The following is a 17386-nucleotide window of genomic DNA, read 5'->3' on the forward strand; positions in this document are numbered from 1 at the left end:
GGATCGGCTACCGGACCAGCCCGATCCCCGTGAACGTACGGTCGTACTCCGGGAACGACTGGTTGGTGTACGGCGCGTGGATCCAGGTACGTAGCGAGTCCGCCGCCGCGTCGATCTCGACCAGCCGTACCGGGTTGGTGGTGTTGGAGTGGAACGTCTGCAGGAACGAGTAGATCCGGTTCCCGTGCACCCCGGTGTCCACCCGGTTGCCCGCCACCCCGGTGTGGCCGGAGAAGACGAACTTCACGTTGGCGTACTGCTTGACCAGGTTGTCGTAGAGGTACTGCGGGCTGGTGGCGCCGTAGCCGGCGGACTGCTCGATGTTGCCGTTGCCGTCGATGTAGTCGTGCGTGACCACCACGACGTTGTGCCGCGGGTTGGCCGCCACCACGCCCCTGGCCCAGGTGACCGCCTCCGGGCGGGGCCAGAGTTCGAGGACCAGCACCAGCCACTGCACCCCGCCGGCGGAGTACGTCGAGTACGAGTTGTCGACCTTGCCGGCCTCGAACTGCCCCCGCACCGCGCCGTACTGCCCGGCCGTGAAGTACCGGTTGAACACGGTGGTGTCCCGGACCAGTTCCCGGGTACGGGCGGGGTCCCGGGCCGAGCCGCCCGGACCGGTCGCCTGGGTGTCGTGGTTGCCGATCGCCAGCGAGTACGGGATGCCCGCCGTCTCCAGCGGGCGCAGCGCGTTGCGGGCTATCTCGTACTGCGCGTGGTCCGGGGTGTCCCAGTTGACCACGTCGCCGGAGTGCGTGACGAACCGCAGGTCGAGGGCGGAACGGTTGGCGACGAGCCAGTCGGTGCGCTGCCGGAAGCGGGTGTCGCTCGCGTTCAGCACCTCCTGCTGGGTGTCCGGCAGCACGGCGAAGCTGAACCTCGGGTCCGTGGTCGTGCCGGGGGTCTCCATCCGGGCGTACCCGATGTGCACGTTGCGGTCGCAGGCGGCCGTGCTGCGGTCGTTGACCAGCTGGATCCGGACGCTGTGCTGCCCCGCGCCCCGCGCCGCCCCGACCGGATAGCTGCCGTACTGGCTGGCGCTGACGATGGTGGTCTCGCCGGCCACCACCCCGTCCACCGTCACCCGGATGGTGGGCCAGCCCTCGCAGTTGTCCCCGATGGCGCCGACCACTACCCGGCCGGAGCCGGAGATCGTGGTGGTCGCGTAGCTGGAGTTGCTCCACAGCGAGGCGTGGCTGCCCGAGGCCGGCTCCGGGGTGCCGGTCGCCGGTCGGATGGCGCCGTTGACCACGCTGAACTGCGAGGGTTCGGCGGCGGCCGCGACACCGCCGAGGCTGACTCCGGACAGCACCACCGCCGTGCCGGCGAGCACCGCCAGCGCGGTTCTGGTCCTGCTGATACGCGCCCTGATACCCACGGTGTCCCTCCGTGTCCGTCCTGCCCGATCTGGACATCCGGAGGTTAGCCAGGATCAGCGGCCGATCTGGCGCGCTGCGGCGGAACAGCGGGCGAACACTTCGGATACCGGAGCCGTCCGGAAACGAGGGCGCGGGGGGCCCGGGACAGGGCCCCCCGCAGGGAAGGGACGGCCGGCTGTGCGCAACAGCCGGGAAGACCGTTCCATCCGGCACGGACCTCTCGCGGCGGCCTCGACCGGGCCGGTCTTCCTGGACGCGACTGGCATCACGTCCACCCTGTCCAACGAGGGCACCCCCGGGCGGTAACGGCACAAATCGGGCGATCTTGGACGCCCGCCCAGGCCGCCGGCTTTCTCAGCTCGATGGTGACGACGTGTCGTCGCGGGTACGACGACACGTCGTCACCATCCGTGAACCGCGCCGGTCAGGCGGCGAGCTTGCGCGCCAGGTTGTTGTCCAGGGCGGCCATGAACTCGTCGGTGGTCAGCCACGGGGCGTCCCGGGAGATCAGCAGTGCCAGGTCCTTGGTCATCTGGCCACCTTCGACGGTCTCCACGCAGACCTGCTCCAGGGTCTCGGCGAACCGGGTCACCTCGGGGGTGCTGTCCAGCTTGCCCCGGTGCGCCAGGCCACGGGTCCAGGCGAAGATCGACGCGATCGGGTTGGTCGAGGTCTTCTCGCCCTTCTGCCACTGCCGGTAGTGCCGGGTCACCGTGCCGTGCGCCGCCTCGGCCTCGACGGTACGGCCGTCCGGGGTCATCAGCACCGAGGTCATCAGGCCCAGCGAGCCGAAGCCCTGCGCCACGGTGTCGGACTGCACGTCACCGTCGTAGTTCTTGCAGGCCCAGACGAAGCCGCCCTCCCACTTCAGCGCGGCGGCGACCATGTCGTCGATCAGCCGGTGCTCGTAGCTGATCCCCGCGGCGTCGAATTCCGACTTGAACTCCGCCTCGAAGACCTCGGCGAAGATGTCCTTGAACCGGCCGTCGTACGCCTTGAGGATGGTGTTCTTGGTGGAGAGGTAGACCGGGTAGCCACGGTCCAGGCCGTACCGGAAGGAGGCCCGGGCGAAGTCCCGGATCGAGTCGTCGAAGTTGTACATCCCCATCGTGACGCCACCACCGGGGAAGTTCGCCACCTCCATCTCGACCGGGGCACCGCCGTCGGTCGGGGTGTAGGTGATGGTGACCGTGCCCGGCCCCGGCACCACGAAGTCGGTCGCCTTGTACTGGTCGCCGTGCGCGTGCCGGCCGATGATGATCGGCTTGGTCCAGCCCGGCACCAGCCGGGGCACGTTGGACATGATGATCGGCTCGCGGAAGACCACGCCGCCGAGGATGTTCCGGATGGTGCCGTTCGGCGAGCGCCACATCTTCTTGAGGCCGAACTCCTCCACCCGGGCCTCGTCCGGGGTGATGGTGGCGCACTTCACGCCGACGCCATGCTGCTTGATCGCGTTCGCCGCGTCGACCGTCACCTGGTCGTCGGTCTCGTCGCGGTACTGGATCGACAGGTCGTAGTAGTGCAGGTCGACGTCGAGGTACGGCAGGATCAACTGATCGCGGATCTGCTTCCAGATGATCCGGGTCATCTCGTCGCCGTCGAGTTCAACCACCGGATTCGTAACCTTGATCTTCGCCATCGGGCGGCGCTCCTCTCCGGGACATCTGCTCTAGCAGTACGAGCGTACTGGAGAGCGTCGGGGGGCCATACACTGCCTGCCATGCTCAGCCGTTCCGTGGGTCCGATCACCGTCGTGGCGCTGCCGGACGCCGAGGGGATGTTCTTCCAGCCCCGCACCGAGGCGTTCCCGACCGCGACCGCCGCACACTGGCGGCTGGCCGACGAGCGCGACCCGGGCGCGGTCGCCGCCGACGGGCAGTGGCGGCTGTCGTTCCGCTGCTTCGCGCTCCGCTTCGACGACGGCCCGGCCGCCGGCCGGGTGGTGCTGGTCGACGCCGGCATCGGCCCCGCCGGCGCCCCCGCCCGGAGCTGGGCCCCGGTGCCCGGCCGGCTGCCGGCCGCACTCGCCGCCGCCGGCATCGCGCCCGAACAGGTCGACACGGTGGTACTCACCCACCTGCACACCGACCACATCGGCTGGGCGGTCACCGGCGAGCCGGGCACGCCGTACTTCGGCAACGCCCGCTACCTGCTGCAACGGGCCGAGGTCGCCGCCTTCCGCCGGCACGACCCGTCCGGAGTGGCCGGCTACCTGCTCGATCCGCTGACCGCCGCCGGCCAGCTCGACGCGCTCGACGGCGACGCACGACTCGCCCCCGGGGTACGGGTGCTGGCCACCCCCGGCCACACCCCCGGGCACCAGTCGGTGCTGGTCGAGTACGCCGACCATTCCCTGCTGCTCACCGGTGACCTGCTGGTGCACGCGGTGCAACTGGTCGCCCCGGAGCTGCCGTACGCGCACGAGGACGACCCGGTCACCGCCCGCGGCTCGCGGGAACGGCTGCTCACCGAGCTGGCCGCCCGGCCGGCCGCCACGCTCGGCACCCCGCACCTGAGTACACCCTTTGTTCCGCTGTAGTACTGCTTCAGGTCGATTGTCGGGGGCAGCTGCTTCGCCCCAGCTCCCGAGCATCGGGGCATGACTTCTCCGTACCCGTTCAACCGCCGACGCTTCGTCTCGGCGGCCGGTGCCGCGACCGCCGGCCTCGTGGTCGGACCGATGCTGTTCACCTCCGACGGCGCGGCCGCGCACATCCCGTCCAGCGCGGGCGGCCCGCTGCCGACCGGGCTCTTCACCCTCGGCGTCGCCTCCGGCGACCCGCTGCCGGACGGCGTGGTGCTCTGGACCCGCCTCGCCCCGCAGCCGCTGCTCGGCGGTGGCATGCCGGACCGGCCGGTGCCGGTGCACTGGGAGCTCGCCGAGGACGAGCGGTTCCGCCGGATCCGTTGCCGGGGCACCACGCTGGCCTCCCCCGACCTGGCCCACTCGGTGCACGTCGAGGTCTCCGGGCTGCGCGCCGACACCGAATACCACTACCGGTTCCGGGCCGGTGGAGAGATCTCCCCGGTCGGCCGTACCCGGACCGCCCCGAGCGGGCACGCCCGGCCCCGTCGGCTGCGGTTCGCGTTCGCGAGCTGCCAGGACTACCAGGCCGGGGCGTACACCGCGCACCAGCACCTGGCCGAGGAGGACCTGGCCTTCGTCGCGTTCCTCGGCGACTACATCTACGAGAACCGGCCGAACCCGGCGGCGTACCGGGTGCACCAGGGCACCGACGAGCCGTACTCGCTGACCGACTACCGCAACCGGCACGCGCAGTACAAGACCGACCCGGACCTGCAGCGGGCGCACGGGGCGTTTCCGTGGATCGTCACCTTCGACGACCACGAACTGGACAACAACTGGGCCGACGAGATCCCGCAGGATCCGGCCCAGCAGACCCCGGAGGCGTTCCGGGAACGGCGCAAGGCGGCCTTCCAGGCGTACTACGAGCACATGCCGCTACGCCGGTCGGCCCTGCCGCACAACCTCGACCTGCGGCTCTACCGGCGGCTGCGCTTCGGCGACCTGGCCAGCGTGCACGTGCTGGACACCCGGCAGTACCGCAGCGACCAGCCGGCGACACTGGCCGACGCGCAGAACCCCGAGCTGTCGATGACCGGGCCGGAGCAGGAACGCTGGCTGGTGCACGGGCTGCGCTCGGCCGGCAGCCGGTGGAACCTGCTGGCCAACCAGGTGATGTGGGCGTCCAACGACCGGCAGGCCGGTCCCGGGCAGACCTTCGACCTGGACAACTGGGACGGCTACCGGGCACAGCGCCGCCGGCTGCTGGAGTTCTTCGGCTCCGGCCAGGTGGACAACCCGGTGGTGCTGACCGGGGACCGGCACTGCACCTGGGTCTGCGACCTGAAGCCGGACTTCGACGACCCGGCCGCACCTGTGGTCGGCGCCGAGATCACCGGTACGTCGATCACCTCGGGCGGCAACTCCGACACCGCGGCCTTCCACCGCAGCTACGACCCGATCATGGCGGAGAGCCCGCACTGGAAGTACATCGACAACCAGCGCGGCTACGTGGTCTGCGACGTGACCCCGGAGCGGATGCTCAGCTCGCTGCGGCTGGTCGACACCGTCTGGGCGCCCACCGCCACGGTGCGGACCGCCGCCGAGTTCGTCGTGGTCGCCGGTGAGCCGGGCATCTCGGTACTCAGCCAGGAGGCCCCGGCCGCCACGGCCGCCGCGCGCAGCCGGGCGACCGCCGGCCCGACCTACCAGGTGACCGAGCACCAGGACTCCTTCCCGCTGCGCTGAGCGGCGCGGACGGCCGGAGTGCGGAAAGCGGGGGCCCGGCGTGTGGTTGTGGTACGCCGGGCCCCCGCTACGCCGAGGAAGAGGTCACATGTTGGCGACGTCGGCCTGCTTGGCCCGGACCGCCTCGGCGGCGGCCTTCAGGCTCTCGATCTCGTCGGCGTCCAGCGGGGTCTCCACGACCCGGCGTACGCCCTCCCGGCCGATCTCCGCCTCGACGCCCAGGTAGACCCCGGAGATGCCGAACTCGCCGTCGACCCAGGCGCAGACCGGCATGACCTCGCCGGAGTCGGTCGCCACGGCCCGGGCCATCCGGGCGGCGGCGGCCGACGGCGCGTAGTACGCCGACCCGGTCTTGAGCAGCGCGACCACCTCGGCCCCACCATTGCGGGTGCGTACCACCAGTTCCTCGATCTGCTCCGCCGGCATCACGTCGCGCAGCGGCTTGCCGTCGACGGTGCTGCGGGACGGCACCGGCACCATCGTGTCGCCGTGCGAGCCGAGGGTGAGGGTGCGGACCGAGCCGACCTTCACCCCGAGCGCCTCGGCGACGAAGTTGGTGAACCGGGCGGTGTCGAGCATGCCGGCCTGGCCGAGTACCCGGTTGCGCGGGAACTGGGTGGCGATCTGGGCCAGCGCGGTCATCTCGTCGAGCGGGTTGGAGACGACGATGACCACGGCGTTCGGGGCGTACTTGGCGACGTTCTCGGCGACCTGGCGGACGATCCGGGCGTTGGTCTCCAGCAGGTCCATCCGGCTCATGCCGGGCTTGCGGGGCAGCCCGGCGGTGATCACGACGACGTCGGAGCCTTCGAGCTGCTCGTAGCCCTCGCCGTTCTTGCCGGTCGTCACGCCGACGACCTTGGTCTCGAAGCCCTCGACCGGGCGCGACTGGTTGAGGTCCAGCGCGATGCCCTCGGGCTTGCCCTCGATGATGTCGGTGATCACGACCGTGTCGAAGACGTCGTACTCCGCCAGGCGCTGCGCGGTCGTCGAGCCGTAGAAGCCGGCACCGACTACGGTGACCTTTTTGCCCATGGTCGTCCCACTCCCTGATACCCGTCTGGTTATTTCCGGACGGTATCAGCCAGGAGTGTTCCGTTCCGGCCAGGGGCGGAATTGGCTGCGGTCGCTCACACCGCATCGATCGCAGCGCCGGGGTCCGCATCCCGGCCCCGGGCGGCGGTCCGAACGCCGGCACGGCCGGTGCCGCCGAATCGGCCGGTGCCGCCGGATCGGCCGGGTCAGCCCTGCTCGGCCGGTGCCGCCGGATCGGCCGGGTCAGCCCTGCTCGGCCGGTGCCGCCGGATCGGCCGGGTCAGCCCTGCTCGGCCGGCTCCAGCCCGGCCTCGGCCCGCTCCACCACGTTGGCCAGCAGCATCGCCCGGGTCATCGGGCCGACTCCGCCCGGCATCGGCACCAGCTTGCCGGCCACCTCGGCGACCTCGGGCCCGACGTCGCCGGTGTAGCGGCCCTTGCCGTCCGCACCGATCACCCGGGTGATCCCGACGTCGACCACCACCGCGCCCGGCCGGACCATGTCGGCGGTGAGCAGACCCGGCACGCCGGCCGCCACGATCACGATGTCGGCGGCCCGGGTGTGCGCGGCCAGGTCGAGGGTGCCGGTGTGGCAGAGCGTCACGGTGGCGTTCTCGCTGCGCCGGGTCAGCAGCAGCCCGAGCGGCCGGCCGACCGTGTTGCCCCGGCCGACCACCGCCACCTCGGCGCCGCGCAGCGGCACGTCGTGCCGGCGCAGCAGCTCGACGATGCCGCGCGGGGTGCAGGGCAGCGGGCCGGGATAACCGAGTACGAGCCGGCCGAGGTTGACCGGGTGCAGCCCGTCGGCGTCCTTGTCCGGGTCGATCATCTCCAGCACCCGCTGGGTGTCCAGGTGGGCCGGGAGCGGGAGCTGCACGATGTAGCCGTGGCAGGCCGGGTCGGCGTTGAGTTCGGCGACCGTGGCGTCGACCTGTTCCTGGGTGGCGTCGGCCGGCAACTCGCGGCGGATCGAGGCGATGCCCACCTCGGCGCAGTCCCGGTGCTTGCCGTTGACGTACGCCTGGGAGCCCGGGTCCTCGCCGACCAGCACGGTGCCCAGCCCCGGCACGACGCCCCGTTCGGCCAACGCCTTGACCCGGTCGCGCAGTTCGTCCTTGATGAGTGCCGCGGTCGCTTTGCCGTCGAGAAGGGTGGCCGTCACAGCCAGATCGTCTCACGCGGTACGCCCGGCCGAGCCGGCACCCGGCTGGTCGGTACCGGGATCGGCCACTCGGCCAACTCCCGGTCCGCCGGGCGACCGGCGCTGAATGCTAACTATACGTAGCCGTGTTCTTAGTCACGCTCAGTGAGATCTTGTGGAGTTGTCCACAATCTGGAAGACCCGATCAGGGCGAATGCGGATTAATCTCCGACCACACGTTGCCCAGCTCACGGCGTCCATACCGCACCGTTCATACCCATAAATTCTGTATGATCGAATCTGCACATCACCTGGGCCAGCGCCGCGATAGCAGCTCAGAGCGGATATGCGCAAGTCCTGCCCGCCCCCTGTGTTACTGACTCGTAATCATCCAGTTTGGCCAGGCGTCCTGCTACGACCTACCTTTGCCGAGCGTTGCACAGCGTTACCTCTGTGTGGGGGCGACTGCTCAGCGTAAGGAGACGAGGAGGCTCAATGCAGGTTCGTAGGCTCGCTGCCTGGACCGCCCTCCCCCTCGCCGCGACCCTCGGCCTCGCGGCCTGTGGCAGTGGCGGCGACTCGGGGGAGAGCGACCCGAATGCGACGGTTTCCGTCCAGATCGCGGAACCGCAGCACCTGATTTCCACCAACACCAACGACTCGAGCGGTAACCAGGTGCTGTCCGCCCTGTTCAGCCCGCTGGTCGACTACGACGAGCAGAACAAGCCGTTCGAGGTCGCCGCGGAGTCCGTGAACTCGACCGACAACCTGACCTGGACGATCAAGCTGAAGGACGGCTACACCTTCCACAACGGCGAGAAGGTGACCGCGGACAGCTACATCAACGCCTGGAACTACGGCGCCTACGGGCCGAACGGCCAGGGCAACAGCTACTTCTTCGAGAAGATCGCCGGCTACGAGGACCTGCAGTCGAAGGACCCCGACGGCGACGGCCCGCAGAAGGCGCCGGAGCCGAAGGCCAAGACCATGACCGGGCTGAAGAAGGTCGACGACCTGACCTTCACGGTGACGCTGGCCAAGCCGTACACCGAGTTCAAGACCGTGCTCGGCTACACCGCGTTCTACCCGCTGCCGGCGGCCGCCTTCTCGGCGCCCGGCGTGATCAAGGACGGCTACGAGGACGCGCCGATCGGCAACGGCCCCTTCAAGATGAAGGGCACCTGGCAGCACGACGCCAAGGTCGAGGTCGAGCGCTACGACGCGTTCCCGGGCGAGAAGCCGAAGATCGCCGGTGCCGAGTTCCGGATCTACCAGCAGCTCACCGCGGCGTACGCGGACGTGCTGTCGGACAACCTCGACGTGGACGTGACCGTCCCGACCGAGAACCTGAGCACCGCGGCGACGGACCTGGGCGACCGGTTCCAGCAGAGCCAGAACTCCTCCTTCCAGTTCGTGGCCTTCCCCACGTTCCAGAAGGAGTTCAGCAAGCCGGACGTGCGCAAGGCGATCTCCATGGCGATCGACCGGGACGAGATCACCAAGTCGATCTTCAAGGAGTCGCAGATCTCGGCGCGCTCGTTCGTCTCCCCGGTGGTCGCCGGCTACCGCGACGACACCTGCGGCGAGGCCTGCGAGTTCAACCCGGCCAAGGCCAAGGAGCTGTACCAGGCCGCCGGCGGCCCCGCCGAGCTGAAGATCACCTACAACGGTGACGGTGGGCACAAGGACTGGGTCGACGCGACCTGCAACCAGCTCAAGGCCAACCTGGGCGTGGAGTGCGTCGGTGCGGCCGAGCCGAAGTTCTCGGACCTGCTGACCAAGGTCGAGGGCAAGCAGCCGGTCGGCCTGATCCGGATGGGCTGGCTGATGGACTACCCGTCGATGGAGAACTACCTCGGCCCGCTGTACACCACGAACGGCTCGTCGAACTACTACGGGTACAGCAACCCGGAGTTCGACCGCCTGGTGCAGGAGGGGACCACCGCCGCGACCCCGGACGAGGCGGTCAAGAAGTACCAGCAGGCCGAGGACATCCTGGCCGCCGAGATGCCGGTGATCCCGCTCCGGTTCGGCCAGAACGTCTACGCGCACTCGACCCGGGTCAAGAACGTCGAGGTCGACCTCTTCCAGGTCGTCGACATGACCAAGATCGAGGTTGTCAGCTGAGCTGACCGAAAGGCCGGTCCGGGCCACCCGGTAAATCCTCGGGTGGCCCGGACCGTTTCCCGCACAGACCGCGCTCCAGCAATCCCCACGGAGAGTAAGCAAGCATGTTCCGCTACATCGTGCGGCGCCTGCTTCAGATGGTCCTGGCCTTCTTCGGGACCACTCTGATCGTCTACGCGCTGATGTTCGCCGGACAGGGTGATCCCATCCAGGCGCTCGCGGGCGAGCGCCCGGTCAGCGAGGCGCAGCGGGCGTACCTGACCGAGAAGTTCCACCTCGACCAGACCGGCGTCGGCGGCTTCTTCTACCGCTACTTCGACTACGTCGGCAACCTGCTCCGTGGCGACCTCGGCGACTCGCTCACCGGCCGGAAGATCAGCGACATGCTGGCCCAGGCCTGGCCGGTCACCGTGAAGCTCGCGATCATCGGGCTGCTGGTGGCGATCCTGGTCGGCGTCACCGCCGGGGTCATCGCCGGGCTCCGCCGGGGCGGCATCTTCGACAACGCCACCCTGGCGCTGACCCTGCTGGTGCTCGGCATCCCCACCATCGTGCTGGCGCCGCTCGCCCAGTACTTCCTCGGCGTCAAGCTGCCGCTCTTCCCGCCGACCGCCGGTTCCGATCCCAGCATCTACGCCCTACTGCTGCCCGGCATCGTGCTCGGCTCCCTGTCGCTGGCCACCGCACTGCGGCTGACCCGGACCTCGGTCGCCGAGAACCTGCGCTCCGACTACGTACGGACCGCGAAGGCCAAGGGCCTGCCGATCCGCCGCATCGTCAGCGTGCACGTACTGCGGAACTCGCTGATCCCGGTGATCACCTTCCTCGGCGTCGAACTCGGCAACCTGATGAGCGGCGCGATCATCACCGAGGGCGTCTTCAACATCCCGGGCGTCGGGTTCAACCTCTTCCGCGGCATCAAGACCGAGGACGGCCCGCTGGTGGTCGGCCTGGTCAGCGTGCTGGTCGTGGTCTATCTGGTGTCGAACCTCGTGGTGGACGTCCTCTACGCCGTCCTCGACCCCCGCATCCGGTACGAGTGAGGGATCACGCATGAGTGAGCTGGAAACTGTCACCGCGGCCGAGATGGCCGGCGGCAAGGCCGGGTCCGGCGACCCGGCCGCGCGGCCGCGGAGCCTGGCCGGCGACGCCTGGCGCGACCTGCGCCGCAACCCGATCTTCTGGATCTCGCTGGTACTGGTCCTGGCGGTCACCGCGATGGCGGCCTTCCCCGGCCTGTTCACCTCGAACGACCCGCACGACTGCACGCTGGCCCGGCAGCACGCCGGGCCCGGCGGCGGCGCTCCGTTCGGGTACGACTTCCAGGGCTGCGACATCTACGCCCGCGCCGTCTTCGGTGCCCGGGCGTCGCTGCTGGTCGGCGCGTTCTCCGCGCTGGTCACCGGGCTGATCGCGATCACCGTCGGCATGCTCGCCGGCTACTTCGGCCGGTGGGTCGACGCGGCGCTGTCCCGGGTGATCGACGTGGTGCTCGGCATCCCGCTGCTGCTCGCCGCGATCGTCATGCTGAAGCGGATCAGCAGCGACAGCCCGAACGTCCGGATCATCGCGGTGATCTTCGTACTCGCGATCCTCGGCTGGACCACCGCCGCCCGGGTGATCCGGTCCTCGGTGATCAGCGCCAAGCAGCAGGACTACGTGGCGGCGGCCCGGATGCTCGGCGCCGGCAACGGCCGGACCATGTGGCGGCACATCCTGCCCAACTCACTGGCCCCGGTGATCGTGGTGCTGACCATCGCGCTCGGCTCGTTCATCGCCGCCGAGGCGACGCTCTCCTTCCTCGGCATCGGCCTGAAGGCCCCGACCATCTCCTGGGGCATCGACATCGACGCCGGCCGTACGCACATGCGGGAGTCGGCGATTCCGCTGGTGGTGCCGTCGACCTTCCTGGCGCTGACCGTACTGGCCTTCATCATGCTCGGCGACGCGATCCGCGACGCCTTCGACCCGAAGCTGCGGTGATCAGATGACCGTGAACGTGAACGAGCGGAGCGGGTCGCCCGGGCCGCAGGGTGCCGGCGCCGACGGCGGGCACCTGTTGGAGGTACGGGACCTCTTCGTCGAGTTCCGCACCCGGGACGGCGTGGCCAAGGTGATCAACGGCGTCTCGTACCACCTGGACGCCGGGGAGACCCTGGCGGTGCTCGGCGAGTCGGGCTCCGGCAAGTCGGTGACCGCCCAGGCGATCATGGGCATCCTGGACATGCCGCCGGCGGTCATCCCGTCCGGGCAGATCCTCTACCGCGGTACCGACCTGCTGAAGCTCTCCGAGGAGGAGCGCCGGAAGGTACGCGGCAAGCAGATCTCGATGATCTTCCAGGACGCGCTCTCCGCGCTGAACCCGGTCTTCCCGGTCGGCTGGCAGATCGGCGAGATGCTGCGGCTGCGCGAGGGGCTGTCCCGGGCCCAGGCCAAGCGCCGGGCGATCGAGCTGATGGAACTGGTCAAGATCCCAGCGGCCCGGCAGCGGATCGGCGACTACCCGCACCAGTTCTCCGGCGGTATGCGGCAACGGGTCATGATCGCGATGTCGCTGGCGTTGGACCCGGCGGTGCTGATCGCCGACGAGCCCACCACCGCGCTGGACGTCACCGTGCAGGCCCAGATCATGGACCTGCTCGGCGAACTGCGCCGGGACCTGAACATGGCGATGATCCTGATCACCCACGACCTCGGGGTCGTCGCCGACGTGGCCGACCGGATCGCCGTGATGTACGCCGGCCGGATCGTCGAGCACGCCGACGTGCACTCGCTGTACGAGGCACCGGCACACCCGTACACCAAGGGGTTGCTGGAGTCGATTCCCCGGCTCGACCTCAAGGGTCAGCGGCTGACCACCATCAAGGGGCTGCCGCCCAACCTGATGCGCATCCCCAGCGGATGCCCATTCCACCCGCGCTGCCCGTACGCCCGGCAGGAGTGCGTCGACGTCGTACCGGCCGTCCGGTCGTTCGGCAACGGCCGGACCAGCACCTGCCACTTCGCCCAGGAGGTCCTCGATGGCCGCGTCTGAGCCGAGGAACCCGCAGTCCGGCGCCCGCGGCGCCGGTCCGGCCACACGGGTCAAGCCGCGCGGCGAGACCGTGCTGCGGGTCGAGAACGTCGTCAAGCACTTCCCGATCAGCCAGGGCATCGTCTTCAAGCGGCAGATCGGCGCCGTGAAGGCGGTCGACGGGGTCAGCTTCGAACTGAACCGGGGCGAGACCCTCGGCATCGTCGGCGAGTCCGGCTGCGGCAAGTCGACCCTGGCCAAGCTGCTGATGCGGCTGGAGACGCCGACCTCGGGCCGGGCGATGCTGGAGGGGCGGGACATGTTCACGCTCTCCGGCGCGGAGCTGCGCCGGATGCGCCGGAACGTGCAGATGGTCATGCAGGACCCGTACACCTCGTTGAACCCGCGGATGACGGTCGGCGACATCATCGGGGAGCCGTTCGACATCCACCCGGACGCGGCGCCGCGCGGCGCCCGCCGGCAGCGGGTGCAGGAGCTGCTCGACCTGGTCGGGCTGAACCCGGAGCACGTCAACCGCTATCCGCACCAGTTCTCGGGTGGTCAGCGGCAGCGGATCGGCATCGCCCGGGCGCTCGCGCTCAAGCCGGAGATCATCGTCTGTGACGAGCCGGTGTCGGCGCTGGACGTGTCGATCCAGGCGCAGGTGATCAACCTGCTGGAGAGCCTCCAGGACGAATTGGGCCTCTCCTACATCTTCATCGCGCACGACCTGTCGGTGGTCCGGCACATCGCCGACCGGGTCGCGGTGATGTACCTGGGCAAGATCGTGGAGATCGGTACCGAGGACGAGATCTACGAGCGGCCGACCCACCCGTACACCCAGGCGCTGCTCTCGGCGGTGCCGGTGCCGGACCCGAAGGCCCGGGCGCACCGCGAGGTCATCCGGCTCGACGGTGACGTACCGTCGCCGGCGAACCCGCCGTCGGGCTGCCGGTTCCGGACCCGCTGCTGGAAGGCGCAGGAGATCTGCGCCACCCAGGAGCCGCAGCTCGTGCTCCGGGCCGTCGAGCCGCACCCGTCGGCCTGCCACTTCGCCGAACTCAAGCAGCACGTCGTCTCCTGACCCGGACCCGGCCGGCCGAATCACCCCTGGCGGGCGGCGGTCGGCGGGATTGACAGGGCAGGAGCGCAAGGACCGACCGGGCGGCAGGACCGCTCCGGAAGGGATGGACGCCGAGCGCGAGGCAGGACCGAGCGGACGGCGGGGGTGGAGAGCCCGGGAACCACACAATGGTTTCCGGGCTCTCGTCTACATGCTGCGAAGACTGCTCGTGACGCTGGCCCTGGTGGCCTCGACGGTGCCGCTGCTCGGCTGTGCCGAGGAGGGCCCGGGCACCGCCGGCCCGACCGTCGCGCCGCCGTCGCCCGGGACCGGCGCGGGATCGGTGCCCGCGACCGGAGCCGCCGCCGAGCCGGCCGCCACCTGCACGGACGGGGCGGGCTCGCCGGACGACCCGCTCGAGGTGCGGGGCGTGGCGGACGCCGGGAACTCGTTCTGGGGGCTGCTCTTCCCGCGCGGCGGCCCGGGCCTGCGCACCGGACGGGACGAGAAGATCGTCTGGCGGATGACCGGATCCGGCACCTTCAGCATCCAGGCCACCGGCCCGGGCGGGGCCACCATCGAACCGGTCTGGGGACCCACCGGGCACAGCGGAAGCACCTGGACCAGACCCGGTGACGAGTGGGGTACCGGCTGGAACTTCCCGGTCGCCGGCTGCTGGACCGTACGGGCCAGCCGGTCCGGCGGCGCGACCGGCAGCGCGCTGCTCCGGGTCGGCTGACCGGCGCGACGAACGGCACCCTCGCCGCCGGGCTGACCGGCGCGACGAACCGGTGCGGGAGTTTCCGGCGCTCCCCGGCACGGCTCGGTTGGCGCGAACCGGCGCGGGTCCCTGGCGGTCCGGGGTGCCGAGGGGGCACCGCCGGTCGCCTGGGAGTCCCGCACCGGCCGCATGGCGGATCGGTGACGTGGATCAGTGGAAGAAGTGCCGGGTGCCGGTGAAGTACATGGTGATCCCGGCCGCCGAGGCCGCCGCGACGACCTCCTCGTCGCGTACCGAGCCGCCGGGCTGGACGACCGCCCGGACCCCGGCGTCGATCAGCACCTGGAGCCCGTCCGGGAACGGGAAGAACGCGTCCGAGGCGGCGACCGCGCCCCGGGCCCGTTCGGCACCGGCCCGGGAGACCGCCAGGTGCGCCGAGTCGACCCGGTTGACCTGTCCCATCCCCACCCCGACGGTCGCGCCCTCGGTGGCGAGCAGGATCGCGTTGCTCTTCACCGCCCGGACGGCCCGCCAGGCGAAGGCGAGGTCGGCCAGGGTCGCCGGGTCGGCGGGCTCGCCGGTGACCAGCCGCCAGCCGGCCGGATCGTCGCCGGGCGCGTCCACCCGGTCGGCCATCTGCACCAGCGCGCCGCCGCTGACCGGGCGCCACTCCGCCGGGTACGGCGCCCAGGCGGGCGCCCGCAGCAGCCGGATGTTCTTCTTGCCGGAGAGTACGTCCACCGCACCCGGCTCGAAGTCGGGTGCCACCAGCACCTCGGTGAAGACCTCGGCGACCTGCTGCGCCATCTCGACCGAGACCGGCCGGTTGACCGCGATCACCCCGCCGAACGCGGAGACCGGGTCGCAGGCGTGCGCCCGGCGGTGTGCCTGCGCCACGTCGGCGCCGACCGCGATGCCGCACGGGTTGGCGTGCTTGATGATCGCCACCGCCGGCCGGTCGGCGAAGTCGTTCGCCGCCCGCCAGGCCGCGTCCGCGTCGACGTAGTTGTTGTAGGACATCTCCTTGCCGTGCAGCTGCTCGGCCTGGGCCAGCCCGGGCGGGGCCGCCGGGTCGACGTAGAGCACCGCCGCCTGGTGCGGGTTCTCGCCGTACCGCAGCGGCGTGGGCGCGGTCAGCACCTGACCGGCGAAGGCCGGCCACTCCTGCTCCGCCGGCCCGGTACGCACCGCGAACCAGTTCGCCACCGCCACGTCGTACTCGGCGATGTCGGCGAAGGCGCGGGCCGCGAGCTGCTGGCGCTGCCCGGCGCTGAAACCGCCGTCGGCCAGGGCGGCCAGCACCGACGGGTACGCCGACACCGACGTCACCACCGCCACCGAGGCGTGGTTCTTGGCGGCCGCCCGGACCATCGCCGGCCCACCGATGTCGATCTGCTCGACGCACTCGTCGAAGTCCGCACCGGAGGCGACCGTCTCGGTGAACGGGTAGAGGTTCGACACCAGCAGGTCGAACGGGGCGATGCCCAGCTCGCCGAGCTGCGCCGCGTGCCGCTGGCGCCGCAGGTCGGCCAGGAGCCCGGCGTGCACCTTCGGGTGCAGCGTCTTGACCCGGCCGTCGAGCACCTCGGGGAACCCGGTCAGCGACTCGACCGGGGTGACCGGTATCCCGGCCCCCTCGATGGTCGCCGCCGTGCTGCCGGTGGAGACGATCTCGACTCCGGCGCCGTGCAGCGCCCGGGCCAGCTCCACCAGGCCGGTCTTGTCGTAGACGCTGACCAGCGCGCGCCTGATCGGCCGCCGGCCGTCCGGGCCGGAACTCGTGTCGCTCACTCCGATCGTGACCTTCCTTCCAGTGATCGTCCAACCCTCCCGGAGCAGCCGGCCGACCTGCGTGACGAGCTGCCGGCGCTCGGCCACCTTGATCCGCTCGGTGAGGGTCTCCTCGTCGTCGTCGTCGAGTACCGGCACCGCCACCTGGGCGACGATCGGCCCGGTGTCGACACCGGCGTCGACGAAGAACAGGGTGGCCCCGGCGAGTTTGACTCCGTAGCCAAGGGCGTCGCGCGGGCCGTGCATGCCGGGAAAGGCGGGCAGCAGCGAGTTGTGCGTGTTGACGTACCGGTCGCCGAAGGCCGCCAGGAAGTGCGGGCCGACCAGCTTGAGGAAGCCGGCCGAGACGACCAGGTCGGGCTCGTACCCGGCGACGTGCGCGGTGAGCGCGCGGTCCCAGTCCTCCCGCGTCGGGTACGCCTTGACCGGGGCGACGAAGGTGGGTACTCCGGCCGCGGCGGCCCGGTCGAGCCCGGTGATGCCGTCCCGGTCGGCGCCGACGGCGACCACCCGGGCGCCGTAGGCCGGGTCGGCACCGGCGTCGAGCAGGGCCTGGAGGTTGCTCCCGGAGCCGGAGACGAGGACGACGATGCGGGCTGCCGACGCGGGCTCAGTCACCCCAGCACCCTATCGGGCAGGTCAGGTCGGCTTCCCGGCGGCGCGACCCGAGCACGTCGCCGAGGGAGCGGCGTCGATCACGATCGGCATGTCGGGCGGCGAGCGGGCCACCAAAGTGGCGCTGATTAGGTACGCTGCCGGACGCTCGGGGCAATGACCTGCCCCAGAAGGTACCCCCTCGGTAATTCCATACATGCGCTGAGTGCAGGCCAAGGAGCCCAA

13 protein-coding genes are annotated in these 17386 nt (G+C 70.6%); 8 read left to right on the forward strand and 5 right to left on the reverse strand.

From position 1 onward, the window contains the following. Positions 1 to 7 precede the first annotated feature (7 nt). The gene (locus tag ACSMXO_RS37895; RefSeq protein WP_346259213.1) at positions 8 to 1378 is read right to left on the reverse strand and encodes a carbohydrate-binding domain-containing protein; all 1371 of its coding nucleotides are present in this window, start codon (positions 1376 to 1378) and stop codon (positions 8 to 10) included. A 425-nt stretch (positions 1379 to 1803) separates the two neighbouring features. Further along, complete coding sequence (locus tag ACSMXO_RS37900; RefSeq protein WP_346259212.1) at positions 1804 to 3021, reverse strand: NADP-dependent isocitrate dehydrogenase; 1218 nt, start codon at positions 3019 to 3021, stop codon at positions 1804 to 1806. 81 nt (positions 3022 to 3102) lie between these two features. Between ACSMXO_RS37900 and ACSMXO_RS37905 the strand changes: the two genes are divergently transcribed. Further along, positions 3103 to 3921, forward strand: coding sequence for an MBL fold metallo-hydrolase (locus ACSMXO_RS37905; protein WP_455415678.1), 819 nt, complete (start codon positions 3103 to 3105; stop codon positions 3919 to 3921). Between the two features lie 60 nt (positions 3922 to 3981). After that, positions 3982 to 5655 (forward strand): alkaline phosphatase D family protein, encoded by a 1674-nt coding sequence (locus tag ACSMXO_RS37910; RefSeq protein ID WP_455415679.1) that lies wholly within the window; start codon positions 3982 to 3984, stop codon positions 5653 to 5655. An 84-nt stretch (positions 5656 to 5739) separates the two neighbouring features. On the opposite strand, the gene ACSMXO_RS37915 is transcribed toward ACSMXO_RS37910, so the two are convergent. After that, positions 5740 to 6690, reverse strand: a complete 951-nt coding sequence (locus tag ACSMXO_RS37915; protein WP_455415680.1) for a malate dehydrogenase — start codon at positions 6688 to 6690, stop codon at positions 5740 to 5742. A gap of 280 nt (positions 6691 to 6970) precedes the next feature. After that, on the reverse strand, positions 6971 to 7852 hold the full coding sequence (locus ACSMXO_RS37920; RefSeq protein WP_455415681.1) for a bifunctional methylenetetrahydrofolate dehydrogenase/methenyltetrahydrofolate cyclohydrolase: 882 nt from the start codon (positions 7850 to 7852) through the stop codon (positions 6971 to 6973). 474 nt (positions 7853 to 8326) lie between these two features. On the opposite strand from ACSMXO_RS37920, the gene ACSMXO_RS37925 reads away from it, so the two are divergent. From ACSMXO_RS37925 to ACSMXO_RS37950, 6 genes are all read left to right on the forward strand, one after another. Next, positions 8327 to 9958: a peptide ABC transporter substrate-binding protein gene (locus tag ACSMXO_RS37925; RefSeq protein WP_346259207.1), complete on the forward strand. Its 1632-nt coding sequence runs from the start codon at positions 8327 to 8329 to the stop codon at positions 9956 to 9958. Positions 9959 to 10062: 104 nt separating this feature from the next. Further along, positions 10063 to 11001, forward strand: coding sequence for an ABC transporter permease (locus tag ACSMXO_RS37930; RefSeq protein ID WP_346259206.1), 939 nt, complete (start codon positions 10063 to 10065; stop codon positions 10999 to 11001). A 10-nt stretch (positions 11002 to 11011) separates the two neighbouring features. After that, complete coding sequence (locus ACSMXO_RS37935; protein ID WP_346259205.1) at positions 11012 to 11941, forward strand: ABC transporter permease; 930 nt, start codon at positions 11012 to 11014, stop codon at positions 11939 to 11941. Positions 11942 to 11945: 4 nt separating this feature from the next. After that, positions 11946 to 12992, forward strand: a complete 1047-nt coding sequence (locus ACSMXO_RS37940; protein WP_346259204.1) for an ABC transporter ATP-binding protein — start codon at positions 11946 to 11948, stop codon at positions 12990 to 12992. Next, positions 12979 to 14055, forward strand: coding sequence for an ABC transporter ATP-binding protein (locus tag ACSMXO_RS37945; RefSeq protein ID WP_455415682.1), 1077 nt, complete (start codon positions 12979 to 12981; stop codon positions 14053 to 14055). Before ACSMXO_RS37940 ends, ACSMXO_RS37945 begins: the two co-directional genes overlap by 14 nt. Positions 14056 to 14245: 190 nt before the next feature. After that, complete coding sequence (locus ACSMXO_RS37950; protein WP_455415683.1) at positions 14246 to 14773, forward strand: hypothetical protein; 528 nt, start codon at positions 14246 to 14248, stop codon at positions 14771 to 14773. Between the two features lie 192 nt (positions 14774 to 14965). On the opposite strand, the gene purH is transcribed toward ACSMXO_RS37950, so the two are convergent. Next, the gene (purH, locus tag ACSMXO_RS37955; protein WP_346258205.1) at positions 14966 to 17164 is read right to left on the reverse strand and encodes a bifunctional phosphoribosylaminoimidazolecarboxamide formyltransferase/IMP cyclohydrolase; all 2199 of its coding nucleotides are present in this window, start codon (positions 17162 to 17164) and stop codon (positions 14966 to 14968) included. Positions 17165 to 17386: the final 222 nt, after the last annotated feature.

Source organism: Plantactinospora sp. DSM 117369 (assembly GCF_053764795.1).

Bases quoted from the DNA above. Each gene is read 5' to 3' on its own strand.
- ACSMXO_RS37900 (WP_346259212.1), bottom strand. From the start codon at position 3,021: ATGGCGAAGATCAAGGTTACGAATCCGGTGGTTGAACTCGACGGCGAC.
- ACSMXO_RS37905 (WP_455415678.1), top strand. From the start codon at position 3,103: ATGCTCAGCCGTTCCGTGGGTCCGATCACCGTCGTGGCGCTGCCGGAC.
- ACSMXO_RS37910 (WP_455415679.1), top strand. From the start codon at position 3,982: ATGACTTCTCCGTACCCGTTCAACCGCCGACGCTTCGTCTCGGCGGCC.
- ACSMXO_RS37915 (WP_455415680.1), bottom strand. From the start codon at position 6,690: ATGGGCAAAAAGGTCACCGTAGTCGGTGCCGGCTTCTACGGCTCGACG.
- ACSMXO_RS37925 (WP_346259207.1), top strand. From the start codon at position 8,327: ATGCAGGTTCGTAGGCTCGCTGCCTGGACCGCCCTCCCCCTCGCCGCG.
- ACSMXO_RS37930 (WP_346259206.1), top strand. From the start codon at position 10,063: ATGTTCCGCTACATCGTGCGGCGCCTGCTTCAGATGGTCCTGGCCTTC.
- ACSMXO_RS37935 (WP_346259205.1), top strand. From the start codon at position 11,012: ATGAGTGAGCTGGAAACTGTCACCGCGGCCGAGATGGCCGGCGGCAAG.
- ACSMXO_RS37940 (WP_346259204.1), top strand. From the start codon at position 11,946: ATGACCGTGAACGTGAACGAGCGGAGCGGGTCGCCCGGGCCGCAGGGT.
- ACSMXO_RS37945 (WP_455415682.1), top strand. From the start codon at position 12,979: ATGGCCGCGTCTGAGCCGAGGAACCCGCAGTCCGGCGCCCGCGGCGCC.
- ACSMXO_RS37950 (WP_455415683.1), top strand. From the start codon at position 14,246: ATGCTGCGAAGACTGCTCGTGACGCTGGCCCTGGTGGCCTCGACGGTG.